We start from the raw sequence: 14,502 nt of genomic DNA, 5'->3' as shown, positions 1-14,502 counted from the left end.
CATATTCTACCCGTTATCTACGGGCGCGCCAAACCACTGATGATACCAACGCGGTAAATAGTGTTCACGTAAGCGGCGAATTTGCCGACTTTGGTGCGAAAACGTCACAGATATCTGTCCGGACTGCGGAGTATCAAGCCAGAGATATCCCTCAGTTCGATAGCGCCTGACTACTTTGATGGAAGGGAAACGCCACGCGTTATAGCGGGCCATCGAGGCCAGCGAAACCTGTCCCTCCACGCGCTGTAGCAGCGGTGTTGAAGATGACGTGTTACTTCCATGATGCGGCACCTGAATCAGTGTAGACGCTAGTTGACGCCAGCGGTGGCTCAGCATTGCCAGTTCTGCCTGCCCTTCAATATCTCCGGTCAGTAAAACGCTTTGTTCGCCGTCATCGATTTTTACCACGCAGGAGCGGTTGTTACCTTTTGCCGAGGTATTTTCGGGTGGCCAGTGCACGGAGAACGTTAAACCCTGCCACTGCCATCGCTCTCCACGAAAGCAAGGAAGATGCCCGGCCCAGGATAAGGGGCTTCTGATCCACATTGCGGGCCAGGCAGCTTTTAGCGATGCCAGTCCCCCCGCGTGGTCGAGATGTTCATGGCTCAGGATCACCCCTTCCGGCCTCAGATGATGCCAGCGTAGCCAGGGGATAATCAGCTGCTGCCCGCTGTCCCCACCGGGCCATGCCAACCCAGTGTCATACAGAATGGCCTTCCCGTGACGCTCAATGACCATCGCCAGCCCCTGCCCTACATCCAGCATATGCAGGGACCAGCTGTCTGTTTTGGCCCTGTGCCAGAGGGGAAATGCCAGCACCACGCTGCCTGCCAGACAGACTGCGGGTACTGCGCTGAAGGCCCTGAATCGCCAGCCAATGATCAGCAGCCATGGCAGTAACGTCAGGTATTGCCAGCGTTCATCAACGTCCTGCCAGCCATTCGGTAAACGCATCAATAGCCAGAAAAGCCCTGCCAGAGATTTATCGGCAGCCAGCCAGACGATACTTTCCAGCGTCGCCACCGGAAACAGATGCAGAAACATGCCGAGCAGGATCAGCGGAACTGAGATAAACGTGACCAGAGGAACGGCAAACAGATTCGCCGCCAGCGAGGAGAGACTGAAACCATGGAAAATCAGCACCTGAAGCGGCAACAGAAGCAGCAGCATACCGACCTGCAAATACAACAGCGTAACCAGCGGCCGCAGGCACCGGCCACGTTGCCAGAGCGGGAGAGGCAACCACTGATACCAAAAAATAAGCGCGGCGACCGCAAACGCTGATAGCGCCAGGCTTTGTGACAGGACCGCCAGTGGATCGAAAACCAAGATCGCCGCCACGCAGGTAAGCCATACCTGCCAGGGCGACCACTGGCGACTACTCATTTTTAATGCCGCCAGTACCACAAGCGCGATAGCCGTGCGCAGCGCAGGCGGCTGTAAGCCTGTTAGCCATGCGTAAAACGCGGCAAAAATCAGCCCTGCCAGCAAGGGGATTTGCCAGATAATCCAGCGGCCCGGCAGGAAGAACTGGATGCCTCGCGCCAGAAACCAGATGACAGAAGCGGCCAGCGCAATATGCAATCCCGAGATTGCCATCAGATGCATCGTTCCGGTCTCACGCATCAGGTTTTTTATCTCCCGCGAGACCGACAGCCGCTCCCCCATTCCCAGCCCCAGTATCACGGGTCCCCACTGATATGCTGAAAGCGTACTCTGTAGTGATGTCAGGTACTGCGCACGCAGGCTACAGCCTTCGTCAACGAGCGCCGCATGGGTAAACCGTCCACTCAGCGTCTGATGTCGGGCAAAGGCATTTTTCTGTGAATCATAGCCGCCATCGTTGAGTTCTCCGTGTACCGCCCTGAGCCGCAGGGTCATTGCCCAGCGTTGACCCACGCAGACGTTTTGCGGCAGATAGTTGCCATACAGCGCCACGCCCATGGCAGCCCACACACGTTCTCCATTGAGGCTGACAATCCTTCCCTGATGCATCGTTGCGCCGTCCGTTGCGGTAATGACCACCTCGGCCTGCTGCGGAACTTTCGTTAAATGGTTCATCGGCCACACGCTTTCCTGAGCGGCCAGGATCCCCCAGCACATAAAAAGCAATGCGAGGCCTGAAAACCTGAGCCATTTTCTCTGCTGTACTGATAACGCAATTCCTGCGGCAATCAGCAACCAGACAATATGCAAATCTGGCAAAACGGGTAACCAATAGAGCGGGATTATGGCCAGAATGGCGCACATACTGATAACGTGGATCCCCATCTTCACCTCCATGTTTCAGGCGATTATGCGGCGGGACTGATGCGTCGTCAGACAGAAAAGGCGTGATTTACAGCGGACGCTGCAACGTTTTTTAGCGTTTACAGTAAAGAGAAAATTTAAATGCGGCGCGTATTCAGAAATGCAGGGGCGGGATACAAAAAAAGCACCCTAAGGTGCTTTCTTTAAACTCAGTTTAACCCTGATGATTAAACTCAGTTACCGTAAATATTGGCGCGATCGCGCAGTTCTTTACCCGGCTTAAAGTGCGGAACATACTTTCCTTCCAGCTCCACTTTATCGCCAGTCTTCGGGTTACGCCCGGTACGTGGTGCACGATAGTGCAGGGAAAAACTACCGAAACCGCGGATTTCAATGCGCTCGCCCTGGGCAAGAGTGGTAGCCATATGCTCCAGCATCTCTTTAACGGCATCTTCCACAGCCTTGGCAGGGATATGCGGTTGCTGACTGGCAAGTCTTTCAATCAATTCTGACTTGGTCATGATTCCTCCGGTTCCTTTCAAACCCATTAGCTGAACAGCTTATTAAACAAGGGCGGCCGTAGCCGCCCTTTGTTATTGATTACAGGACGAATCCTGCAATCTGTCAAGTCTGCTCTCCATCCTTCGCGCTGTAAATGCGTTACAGCTCAAATGATGGTGCGAACCTGAACTTACTCGCCTTTAGCTGCTTTGAAAGCTTCAGCCATTGCGTTGTTAGAGAAGTTTGCATCTTCCTGTTTGTTCACAGTTGCGATTGCATCTTTCTCATCAGCTTCGTCTTTAGCACGAACAGACAGGCTGATTGCACGGTTCTTACGGTCAACACCGGTGAACTTAGCTTCAACGTCGTCACCAACGCTCAGAACCAGAGTTGCATCTTCAACGCGGTCACGTGAAGCTTCGGAAGCGCGCAGGTAACCTTCAACGCCGTCAGCCAGTTCTACGGTTGCGCCTTTAGCGTCAACAGCAGTCACTTTACCGTTTACGATTGCGCCTTTCTTGTTCAGTGCAACCCAGTTGTTGAACGGATCTTCTGCAAGCTGTTTAACGCCCAGGGAGATACGCTCACGCTCTGCGTCAACTTGCAGAACAACTGCTGCGATTTCGTCGCCTTTTTTGTATTCACGAACTGCTTCTTCGCCTGCAACGTTCCAGGAGATGTCAGACAGGTGAACCAGGCCATCGATGCCGCCGTCCAGGCCGATGAAGATACCGAAGTCAGTGATAGACTTGATTTTACCTTCAACACGGTCACCCTTGTTGTGGGTTTCCGCGAACTGCTGCCATGGGTTGTTTTTGCACTGCTTCAGGCCCAGGGAGATACGACGACGTTCTTCGTCGATATCCAGAACCATCACTTCCACTACATCACCAACGTTAACAACTTTGGATGGGTGGATGTTTTTGTTGGTCCAGTCCATTTCGGAAACGTGCACCAGACCTTCAACGCCTTCTTCGATTTCAACGAAGCAGCCGTAGTCAGTCAGGTTGGTTACGCGACCAGTCAGTTTAGTACCTTCTGGGTAACGCTTAGCGATAGCTACCCATGGATCTTCGCCCAGCTGTTTCAGGCCGAGGGATACACGAGTACGCTCGCGGTCGAACTTCAGCACTTTAACAGTGATTTCGTCGCCCACGTTCACGATTTCGCTTGGGTGCTTAACGCGTTTCCACGCCATGTCGGTGATGTGCAGCAGGCCATCAACGCCGCCCAGGTCAACGAATGCGCCGTAGTCAGTGAGGTTCTTAACGATACCTTTGACTTCCATGCCTTCCTGCAGGTTTTCCAGCAGCTGATCGCGTTCTGCGCTGTTTTCGGATTCGATAACGGCACGACGGGAAACAACAACGTTGTTACGCTTCTGGTCCAGCTTGATTACTTTGAACTCAAGCTCTTTGCCTTCGAGGTGCAGGGTGTCACGGACTGGACGAACGTCTACCAGAGAACCTGGCAGGAACGCACGAATACCATTCAGCTCAACAGTGAAGCCACCTTTAACTTTGCCGTTGATAACACCGACCACAGTTTCAGCTTCTTCGTAAGCTTTTTCCAGCGTGATCCATGCTTCGTGACGTTTAGCTTTCTCACGAGACAGCAGGGTTTCGCCGAAGCCGTCTTCTACTGCGTCCAGAGCAACGTCAACTTCGTCACCTACCTGGATTTCCAGCTCGCCCTGGGCGTTTTTGAACTGCTCAGCCGGGATGGCAGACTCAGATTTCAGACCGGCGTCAACCAGTACAACGTCTTTGTCGATAGCAACAACAACGCCACGAACGATGGAACCCGGACGGGTTTCGATTTCTTTTAAGGATTCTTCAAACAGTTGAGCAAAAGATTCAGTCATGTTTAATCTTCAGGTTAATATTAACGTCCACCTGGCTCCGTGCCGGATGGGGTTGTTTCACATACCCGCCGTCAATCCATTGCAGCGGGGGTACTGCTAAATCGGTCGCGATTACGCGAGTGCCAGTTTTTGGCGCGCATATTGTAGCGCTTTTTCAATCACTTGCTCAATAGTTAAACTGGTTGAATCCAGCACTAATGCGTCTTGCGCGGGAACAAGTGGTGCGACGGCGCGGTTACGATCGCGGTCATCGCGCTCTTTTATCTCGGATAAAAGGCGATCAAAGTTAACACTAAACCCCTTTTCCTGCAACTGAAGCATGCGGCGATGGGCACGTTCTTCTGAAGAGGCGTCAAGGAAAATTTTCACTGGCGCATCAGGGAATACCACGGTTCCCATGTCGCGGCCGTCGGCGATCAGCCCCGGCGCTTCACGGAAACCGCGCTGGCGACGTAACAGCGCTTCACGAACGCGTGGGAAAGCCGCCACCTGAGAGGCCGCATTGGCCACTTCCTGGGTACGGATTTCACCGCTGACATCTTCCCCTTCCAGGATCACTTCAAGGTTGCCATCGGTCGAGACAAAGCGCACATCCAGATGCGCAGCCAGCGGTACCAGCGCTTCTTCAGACGCAACATCCACATGATGATGCAGCGCAGCCAGCGCCAGCACGCGATAGATTGCTCCCGAATCTAAAAGATGCCATTGCAATGCTTCCGCCATCGCTTTGCACAGAGTACCTTTCCCTGCGCCACTTGGCCCATCAATGGTGATTACCGGGGCAATTGCCGTCATCTTTTTCTCCTTAATTAAGGCATACCGTTTACATGAACGCCGCGCATTATACGCGCCAACGTGCGCAACTGTTACCTTTGCGTGCAAATTACGGAATGATTGAAGCAGAGTGTAGAAGAAATGAAAGAGGATGAGTGTCAGAAAGCGTAAGGAAATGCCGCATCAGGTGATGCGGCATACGATCATCAGGCCAGGGTGCTAATGCGCGTCAGCTGTTCGAAGTAGTCCGGGAACGTTTTTGCCGTACACTTCGGATCAAGGATAGTGACTGGCGTATCTGACAACGCCACCAGCGAGAAACACATCGCCATGCGGTGATCGTTGTAGGTGCCAATTTCTGCAAATTGCAGTTTTGCCGGCGGCGTGACGCGAATGTAGTCTTCGCCCTCTTCTACCTCGGCCCCCACTTTACGCAGCTCGGTTGCCATCGCGAACAGGCGGTCCGTCTCTTTCACACGCCAGTTGTAAATGTTTCGCAGCGTGGTGGTGCCTTTCGCAAACAGCGCAGCGGTAGCAATGGTCATCGCCGCATCCGGAATATGGTTCATATCCATATCAATGGCGTTCAGCTCACCGTGGGTACAGGAGATGAAGTCATCGCCCCAGGTCACCACCGCGCCCATTTTTTCCAGTACGTCAGCAAAACGGATATCGCCCTGCACGCTGTTGCGGCCAATGCCCGTCACTTTTACCGTACCGCCTTTAATCGCACCTGCGGCAAGGAAATAGGAGGCGGAGGAAGCATCGCCTTCAACCAGGTAGTGGCCCGGGGACTGATACTGCTGCGCTCCGCGCACCACGAAGCGCTGATAAGACTGGTTTTCCACCTCAACACCAAAGGTGTTCATCAGGTGCAGGGTGATATCAATGTACGGCTTAGAAACCAGGTCGCCTTTAATGCTGATAACGGTGTCCTGTGGTGCCAGCGGTGCGGTCATCAGCAGCGCAGTCAGGAACTGACTGGAAACGCTACCGTCAACCTCAACATTGCCGCCAGTGAATCCCCCGCGCAGACGCAGGGGCGGGTAATTTTCCTGCTCAAGATAATCAATCTGCGCGCCGCCCTGGCGCAGGGCATCCACCAGATGGCCGATCGGACGCTCTTTCATTCGCGGCTCACCGGTCAGCACAATATCGTTACTCCCCAGACACAGCGCAGCGGCCAGAGGACGCATCGCGGTACCGGCGTTACCCAGGAAAAGCTCCAGCGCTTCAGCAGAATGTAACGCGCCGCCGTTACCAGTGACTTCACAACGGGTACGATCGTCAGACAGCGCGTACTGAACGCCCAACGCTTTCAGTGCATTGAGCATATGGCGCACGTCATCGCTGTCCAGCAGATTAGTGAGGACGGTGGTGCCGTTTGCCAGAGCTGCCAGCAGCAGAGCGCGGTTCGAGACACTTTTTGAACCAGGCAGATTAATGGTGCCATCTACCCGCGCGATAGGTTGTAACGTCAGGGATTCCATGAAACTCAACTCTCAACTCAACATAATAAAAACCCCGCAGGAACGCTGCGGGGGTGAAAAACAGCCAATTAACCGTGACGACGTTCGAAGTCGATCATGAAATCAGTCAGGGCTTTAACGCCTTCCAGCGGCATGGCGTTATAGATAGAGGCGCGCATCCCGCCTACCACACGATGGCCTTTCAGCGCATGCAGACCCGCCGCGAAGGACTCTTCCAGGAACACGTTATCCAGGTTGCTGTCCGCCAGCTGGAACGGCACGTTCATGCGCGAACGGTTAGTTTTGGCGACATCGTTACGGTAGAAATCGCTCTTGTCGATCACGCCGTACAGCAGTTCAGCCTTTTGCTGATTGATCTTATCCATCTGCGCCACACCGCCTTTTTGCTTCAGCCATTTGAAGACCAGGCCGGAGAGATACCAGGCAAACGTTGGTGGGGTGTTGAACATGGAATCGTTGTCGTTCAGGACGGTGTAATCCAGAATTGACGGGCAAGACTTATGGGCTTTCCCCAGCAGGTCTTCACGCACGATAACGATTGTCAGGCCCGCAGGACCGATGTTTTTCTGGGCACCCGCGTAGATGACGCCGTAGCGGCTGACATCCAGCGGGGTGGACAGAATGGTTGAAGAGAGGTCCGCCGTCACAATGACATTTTCGCCAAAGTCTGGCTCTTCGTGAATGGCAATACCGTCGATGGTTTCGTTCGGGCAGTAGTGAAGATACGCGGCGTTGTCAGAAAGCTGCCACTCACTCATCGGCTTCACGGCGCGCAGACCGTCAACGGTCACTTTGGCATCGATGACATTCGGCGTGCAATATTTATGCGCTTCTTTTACCGCACTGGCCGCCCAGTAGCCCGCATCAACGTAATCAGCGGTGGTTTTGTCGCCCAGCAGATTGAGCGGGATACCCGCAAACTGGCCGCGTCCACCGCCGTGACAGAACAATACTTTGTAGTTCGAGGGAATATTCAGCAGATCGCGAAAATCCTTTTCTGCCTCTTCCGCCACCTGAATAAACGCTTTACCCCGGTGGCTGACTTCCATCACCGACGTACCCAGACCGTTCCAGTCACACAGCTCCTGTTGAGCCTGTTTGAGCACATCTGTCGGTAACATTGCCGGACCTGAACTGAAATTAAAGACTTGAGCCATTTCCCCTCACCACGCTAAAAGCCATAAGTTATAACTGTGGATATCGGTTTTATCATTCAGTGACACGCGCCGCAATGTCTAAAACTGATGGCCGAAGAAATGTGTCACTCGTCACACAATACAATCTGCCGTACCGTTGTCACAAAACCGACAAAATCGCTGTCAGGTGATGCGTTTAGCCCGGCTAACCTTCGTCCATTCTGGATTCGTACAGCGGGGGCATAATTGATGATCGCCCGCCTGCATGACCACCACATGACTACATTTTATGCAGGCATACTCCCCCGCTTCAGGTACAGTTTTGTATCGTTCGATAAGCATATCCGGCAGGATGCACAGACCGGGCTTCACCTCATCGTCGGGATAGTAATAAACGCTGATTTGACCATTCGTTTCCATAATCGCCAGACGCACCTGCCCCAGTTGCTCAACACTGCTCAGACGGAGTTCCATAAAGAACTCAAACTCCGTCATATTGGCGCTTTGCACATTTTCCCAGGCCAGCTGACCGTCCTCGACGATAACGACCGGCTTCCCTTCAAGCAGATCTTCCAGCTTTTCACTTTTCGACATCAGCCACATGACAAGGCGGTAAAGCAGCGCCAGTGTGACAAAAACGATAAATACCGGCACCATCGGCACATCATCATAGAAGGCGACATCCCCCGCCGCGGAACCCAGCGTCAGGATGATCAATACTTCAAAAAGCGACATCTGCCGCACGCCGCGACGACCGGTGATTTTAAGAAACAGGAAGACCAGAACGAAGGTATACAGACTACGCAGCGCCACTTCGCCTAAAAATTCAGGGGGGACTTTATCAAACGCCATCCGCTGGAGATCGAATGCTTTCATTTTTCTATGCCTTAACAGTGAGTTACTGACAATAAGCATAGCCCAGTCTTTTATTTTCGCCGGAGATAGCACCCGTCAGGCAAAACCCGTATCATTGCGCGCTTTACGTACGATAAAAGTGAACGCCATGACTCAAACGTTTATCCCCGGCAAAGACGCCGCTCTGGAAGATTCCATCGCTCGCTTCCAGCAGAAACTGACCGACCTGGGTTTTAACATCGAAGAAGCCTCCTGGCTCAATCCGGTGCCGCATGTCTGGTCTGTGCATATTCGCGATAAAGACTGTGCCCTGTGCTTTACCAACGGTAAAGGCGCGACAAAAAAAGCGGCACTGGCCTCCGCGCTGGGTGAGTATTTTGAGCGTCTGTCCACCAACTATTTCTTTGCTGACTTCTGGCTGGGCGAAACCATCGCCAACGGCCCGTTCGTTCACTATCCGAACGAAAAATGGTTCCCGCTGACCGAAGACGATGAACTGCCGGAAGGAATTCTCGACGCGCGCCTGCGTGCCTTCTACGATCCGGAAAACGAACTGACCGCCAGCATGCTGATCGATCTGCAGTCCGGTAACGACGATCGCGGTATTTGCGCCCTGCCGTTTACCCGTCAGTCTGACGAGCAGACCGTCTATATCCCGATGAACATCGTCGGCAACCTGTATGTGTCCAACGGCATGTCTGCCGGTAATACCCGCAACGAAGCGCGCGTGCAGGGGTTGTCTGAAGTTTTCGAGCGTCACATCAAAAACCGCATTATTGCTGAATCCATCAGCCTGCCGGAGATCCCGGCTGACGTGCTGGCGCGCTACCCGGGCGTGGTGGAATCCATCGCCAAACTGGAAGCAGAAGGTTTCCCAATCTTTGCTTATGACGGCTCTCTGGGCGGCAAATATCCGGTTATCTGCGTAGTGCTGTTCAACCCGGCCAACGGCACCTGCTTCGCCTCCTTCGGCGCGCACCCTGACTTCGGCGTGGCGCTGGAGCGTACCGTGACCGAACTGCTGCAAGGTCGTAGCCTGAAAGATCTCGACGTGTTTACGCCGCCGACCTTTGATGACGAAGAGGTCGCCGAGCACACCAACCTCGAAACGCACTTCATCGACTCCAGCGGTTTGATCTCCTGGGATATGTTCAAACAGGACGCGGACTATCCGTTCGTGGACTGGAGCTTTGCCGGTACGACGGAAGAAGAGTTCGCCACCCTGATGGCGATCTTCCACGCGGAAGATCAGGAAGTCTACATTGCCGACTATGAACATCTCGGCGTTTACGCGTGCCGTATTATTGTGCCAGGTATGTCGGACATTTATCCGGCAGAAGATCTGTGGCTGGCAAACAACAGCATGGGCGCGCATCTGCGTGAAACCCTGCTGGCCCTGCCAGGCAGCGAGTGGGATAAAGAAGATTATCTGAACCTGATCGCCCAGCTGGACGAAGAAGGACACGATGATTTCACCCGCGTACGCGAACTGCTGGGTCTGGCGACCGGAAAAGATAACGGCTGGTACACCCTGCGCATCGGCGAGCTGAAAGCGATGCTGGCGCTGGCGGGCGGCGATCTGGATCAGGCTTTGGCCTGGACCGAGTGGACGATGGAGTTTAACCAGTCCGTCTTCTCCGCCGAGCGCACTAATTATTACCGTTGCCTGCAAACGCTGCTCCTGCTTTCTCAGGAAGACGACCGCGAGCCATTGCAGTATCTGAACGCCTTTGTGCGTATGTACGGTGCGGATGCCGTTGAAGCTGCCAGCGCGGCGCTGAGCGGTGAAGAACCATTCTACGGCCTGCAAGCGGTTGACAGCGATCTGCAAGCCTTCCCGGCGCATCAGTCACTGCTGAATGCGTATGAAAAATTGCAGAAGGCAAAAGCCGCTTACTGGTCAAAATAAGCGCATATAACATTAATGGCTGTAGGCGTATTCAATCGCCTGAGCTATATTACGGGGCAATTTCATTGCCCCTTTTTTTTTATTTTTCCGCAATGACGTTTAATTGTAATAATTAAGTTAACCACGGGTAAATATAAAAACGCTTACCTGAGCTTTACTGTTACTAATTATAATAAATACTCCATTTTAATTAACTGTTCCATGGGAGGCTGAAGGAAAAAATTCAACTCTTTTCATAACTTTTAAAATTTATTTTTATACGGATAATCAAATACTTACTCCGCTTTTGCTGTAAAACCATACACACTGCGGGCCTATAAGCCAGGCGAGATATGATCTATATCAATTTCTCTTCTATAATGCTTTGTTAGTATCTCGTCGCCGACTTAATAAAGAGAGAGTTAGTGTGAAAGCTGACAACCCTTTTGATCTATTACTCCCCGCTGCGATGGCGAAAGTTGCCGAAGAAGCGGGTGTCTACAAAGCCACGAAACATCCGATGACGACGTTCTTTCTGGCCATTACGGCTGGGGTGTTCATCTCCATCGCTTTCGTCTTCTATATCACAGCCACCACCGGCACGGCCGGGATGCCTTTCGGCATAGCGAAACTGATTGGTGGTATTTGCTTCTCACTGGGCCTGATTCTCTGCGTCATCTGCGGCGCCGACCTCTTCACCTCAACGGTGCTGATTGTTGTGGCAAAAGCCAGCGGAAGAATTACCTGGGGTCAACTGGGGCGCAACTGGCTCAACGTTTACGTTGGCAACCTGATTGGCTGTCTGCTCTTTGTTCTGTTGATGTGGCTCTCTGGCGAGTATATGACCGCCAACGGCGGCTGGGGGCTTAACGTCCTGCAAACCGCCGACCACAAAATGCACCATACATTTATCGAAGCCGTTGCTCTCGGCATCCTCGCAAACCTGATGGTCTGCCTGGCGGTCTGGATGAGCTACTCTGGTCGTAGCCTGATGGATAAAGCCATGATTATGGTTCTGCCGGTTGCGATGTTTGTTGCCAGCGGCTTTGAGCACAGTATTGCGAATATGTTCATGATCCCGATGGGGATTGTTATCCGCAACTTTGCAAGCCCGGAGTTCTGGACTGCTGTAGGTTCAACCCCGGAAAGTTTTTCACACCTGACGATTATGAACTTCATTACTGATAACCTGATCCCCGTCACTATCGGGAACATTATCGGTGGGGGTCTGTTAGTTGGGTTGACATACTGGGTCATTTACCTGCGTGGCGGCGATCATCATTAATGGTTGTCTCAGGCAGTAAATAAAAAATCCACTTAAGAAGGTAGGTGTTACATGTCCGAGCTTAATGAAAAGTTAGCCACAGCCTGGGAAGGTTTTACGAAAGGTGACTGGCAGAATGAAGTCAACGTCCGTGACTTTATTCAGAAAAACTATACCCCGTATGAAGGTGACGAATCCTTCCTGGCTGGTGCGACTGACGCAACCACCAAGCTGTGGGACAGCGTAATGGAAGGCGTTAAACTGGAAAACCGCACTCACGCGCCAGTTGATTTTGACACCTCCGTTGCTTCTACCATCACTTCTCACGATGCTGGCTACATCAATAAAGCCCTTGAGAAAATTGTTGGTCTGCAAACTGAAGCACCACTGAAACGCGCAATCATCCCGTTCGGTGGTATCAAAATGGTTGAAGGTTCCTGCAAAGCGTATAATCGCGAGCTGGACCCAATGCTGAAAAAAATCTTCACCGAATACCGCAAAACCCATAACCAGGGCGTATTCGATGTTTACACCAAAGACATTCTGAACTGTCGTAAATCTGGCGTTCTGACCGGTCTGCCAGATGCCTATGGCCGTGGCCGTATCATCGGTGACTACCGTCGCGTTGCGCTGTACGGTATCGACTTCCTGATGAAAGACAAATACGCGCAGTTCGTCTCTCTCCAGTCTGACCTGGAAAACGGCGTAAACCTGGAAGCGACTATCCGTCTGCGTGAAGAGATCGCTGAACAGCACCGTGCGCTGGGTCAGATCAAAGAGATGGCGGCTAAATACGGCTGCGATATCTCTGGTCCTGCTACCAACGCTCAGGAAGCTATCCAGTGGACCTACTTCGGCTACCTGGCCGCAGTTAAGTCTCAGAACGGTGCAGCAATGTCCTTCGGCCGCGTATCCACCTTCCTGGATGCGTACATCGAACGTGACCTGAAAGCAGGCAAAATCACCGAACAAGACGCTCAGGAAATGATTGACCACCTGGTCATGAAACTGCGTATGGTTCGCTTCCTGCGTACCCCAGAATATGATGAGCTGTTCTCTGGTGACCCAATCTGGGCAACCGAATCTATCGGCGGTATGGGCGTAGATGGCCGTACTCTGGTAACCAAAAACAGCTTCCGTTTCCTGAACACCCTGTACACCATGGGTCCTTCTCCGGAGCCGAACATCACCGTTCTGTGGTCTGAAAAACTGCCTCTGAACTTCAAGAAATTCGCCGCTAAAGTGTCCATCGACACCTCCTCTCTGCAATATGAGAACGATGACCTGATGCGTCCTGACTTCAACAACGATGACTACGCTATCGCTTGCTGCGTAAGTCCAATGGTTGTTGGTAAGCAAATGCAGTTCTTCGGTGCGCGTGCAAACCTGGCGAAAACCATGCTGTACGCAATCAACGGCGGCGTTGATGAAAAACTGAAAATGCAGGTTGGTCCTAAGTCTGAACCGATCAAAGGCGACGTGCTGAACTATGACGAAGTCATGGATCGCATGGATCACTTCATGGACTGGCTGGCTAAACAGTACGTGACCGCGCTGAATGTTATCCACTACATGCACGACAAGTACAGCTACGAAGCCTCTCTGATGGCGCTGCATGACCGTGACGTCATTCGCACCATGGCATGTGGTATCGCAGGTCTGTCCGTTGCGGCTGACTCCCTGTCTGCAATCAAATATGCGAAAGTTAAACCAATTCGTGACGAAGATGGTCTGGCTATCGACTTCGAAATCGAAGGCGAATATCCGCAGTTTGGTAACAACGACGCTCGCGTTGATGACATGGCGGTTGACCTGGTAGAACGTTTCATGAAGAAAATTCAGAAACTCACTACCTATCGTAACGCTATCCCGACTCAGTCTGTTCTGACCATCACCTCTAACGTTGTGTATGGTAAGAAAACCGGTAACACCCCAGACGGTCGTCGTGCTGGCGCGCCATTCGGCCCAGGTGCTAACCCAATGCACGGTCGTGACCAGAAAGGTGCGGTTGCCTCTCTGACCTCCGTTGCTAAACTGCCGTTTGCTTACGCGAAAGATGGTATCTCTTACACCTTCTCTATCGTGCCAAACGCGCTGGGTAAAGACGACGAAGTGCGTAAAACTAACCTCGCGGGTCTGATGGATGGTTACTTCCACCACGAAGCGTCCATCGAAGGTGGTCAGCACCTGAACGTGAACGTGATGAACCGTGAAATGCTGCTCGATGCGATGGAACACCCTGAGAAATATCCTCAGCTGACCATCCGCGTATCTGGCTACGCAGTACGTTTTAACTCCCTGACGAAAGAACAGCAGCAGGACGTTATTACCCGTACTTTCACTCAGTCCATGTAAGTGGAATTGACTGAAATCACGCGTTAAAAAGCGTACAATAAAGGCTCCACGCAAGTGGGGCCTTTTTAACACCCTCGCTTCATCAGTCTCTTTTGTCCGCTATCTATACTTAATGGATAACAGCC

The 14,502-nt window shown here is 52.5% G+C and carries 10 protein-coding genes; 3 read left to right on the top strand and 7 right to left on the bottom strand.

Translation table 11 applies throughout. From position 1 onward, the window contains the following. Positions 1-6: 6 nt before the first annotated feature. The 7 genes from BFV63_RS07465 to BFV63_RS07435 form a co-directional block, all read right to left on the bottom strand. Complete coding sequence (locus BFV63_RS07465) at positions 7-2,271, bottom strand: ComEC family protein (RefSeq protein ID WP_045350176.1); 2,265 nt, start codon at positions 2,269-2,271, stop codon at positions 7-9. Between the two features lie 212 nt (positions 2,272-2,483). Beyond that, complete coding sequence (gene ihfB, locus BFV63_RS07460) at positions 2,484-2,771, bottom strand: integration host factor subunit beta (protein WP_003858233.1); 288 nt, start codon at positions 2,769-2,771, stop codon at positions 2,484-2,486. 170 nt (positions 2,772-2,941) lie between these two features. Beyond that, the gene (gene rpsA, locus BFV63_RS07455; RefSeq protein WP_003858235.1) at positions 2,942-4,615 is read right to left on the bottom strand and encodes a 30S ribosomal protein S1; all 1,674 of its coding nucleotides are present in this window, start codon (positions 4,613-4,615) and stop codon (positions 2,942-2,944) included. A 111-nt stretch (positions 4,616-4,726) separates the two neighbouring features. Continuing rightward, complete coding sequence (gene cmk / locus BFV63_RS07450; protein WP_003858236.1) at positions 4,727-5,410, bottom strand: (d)CMP kinase; 684 nt, start codon at positions 5,408-5,410, stop codon at positions 4,727-4,729. 185 nt (positions 5,411-5,595) lie between these two features. Beyond that, on the bottom strand, positions 5,596-6,879 hold the full coding sequence (aroA, locus tag BFV63_RS07445; RefSeq protein ID WP_003858238.1) for a 3-phosphoshikimate 1-carboxyvinyltransferase: 1,284 nt from the start codon (positions 6,877-6,879) through the stop codon (positions 5,596-5,598). A gap of 68 nt (positions 6,880-6,947) precedes the next feature. Further along, complete coding sequence (gene serC, locus BFV63_RS07440; RefSeq protein WP_023315752.1) at positions 6,948-8,036, bottom strand: 3-phosphoserine/phosphohydroxythreonine transaminase; 1,089 nt, start codon at positions 8,034-8,036, stop codon at positions 6,948-6,950. 162 nt (positions 8,037-8,198) lie between these two features. Beyond that, positions 8,199-8,891 (bottom strand): DUF421 domain-containing protein, encoded by a 693-nt coding sequence (locus BFV63_RS07435; protein WP_003858241.1) that lies wholly within the window; start codon positions 8,889-8,891, stop codon positions 8,199-8,201. Positions 8,892-9,018: 127 nt separating this feature from the next. On the opposite strand from BFV63_RS07435, the gene ycaO reads away from it, so the two are divergent. From ycaO to pflB, 3 genes are all read left to right on the top strand, one after another. Next, positions 9,019-10,779 carry a 30S ribosomal protein S12 methylthiotransferase accessory factor YcaO gene (ycaO, locus tag BFV63_RS07430; RefSeq protein WP_048241870.1) on the top strand — a complete coding sequence of 587 codons (1,761 nt, stop codon included), beginning with the start codon at positions 9,019-9,021 and terminating at the stop codon, positions 10,777-10,779. 406 nt (positions 10,780-11,185) lie between these two features. Continuing rightward, complete coding sequence (gene focA / locus BFV63_RS22980; protein ID WP_017384832.1) at positions 11,186-12,043, top strand: formate transporter FocA; 858 nt, start codon at positions 11,186-11,188, stop codon at positions 12,041-12,043. A 51-nt stretch (positions 12,044-12,094) separates the two neighbouring features. Next, a complete protein-coding gene (gene pflB, locus BFV63_RS07420; RefSeq protein ID WP_023315750.1) occupies positions 12,095-14,377 on the top strand; it encodes a formate C-acetyltransferase in 2,283 nt (760 codons plus the stop codon). Positions 14,378-14,502: the final 125 nt, after the last annotated feature.

The organism is Enterobacter hormaechei subsp. xiangfangensis (assembly GCF_001729785.1).
Lineage (GTDB): Bacteria > Pseudomonadota > Gammaproteobacteria > Enterobacterales > Enterobacteriaceae > Enterobacter > Enterobacter hormaechei_C.
This window is presented reverse-complemented; position numbering and strand designations above follow the sequence as displayed.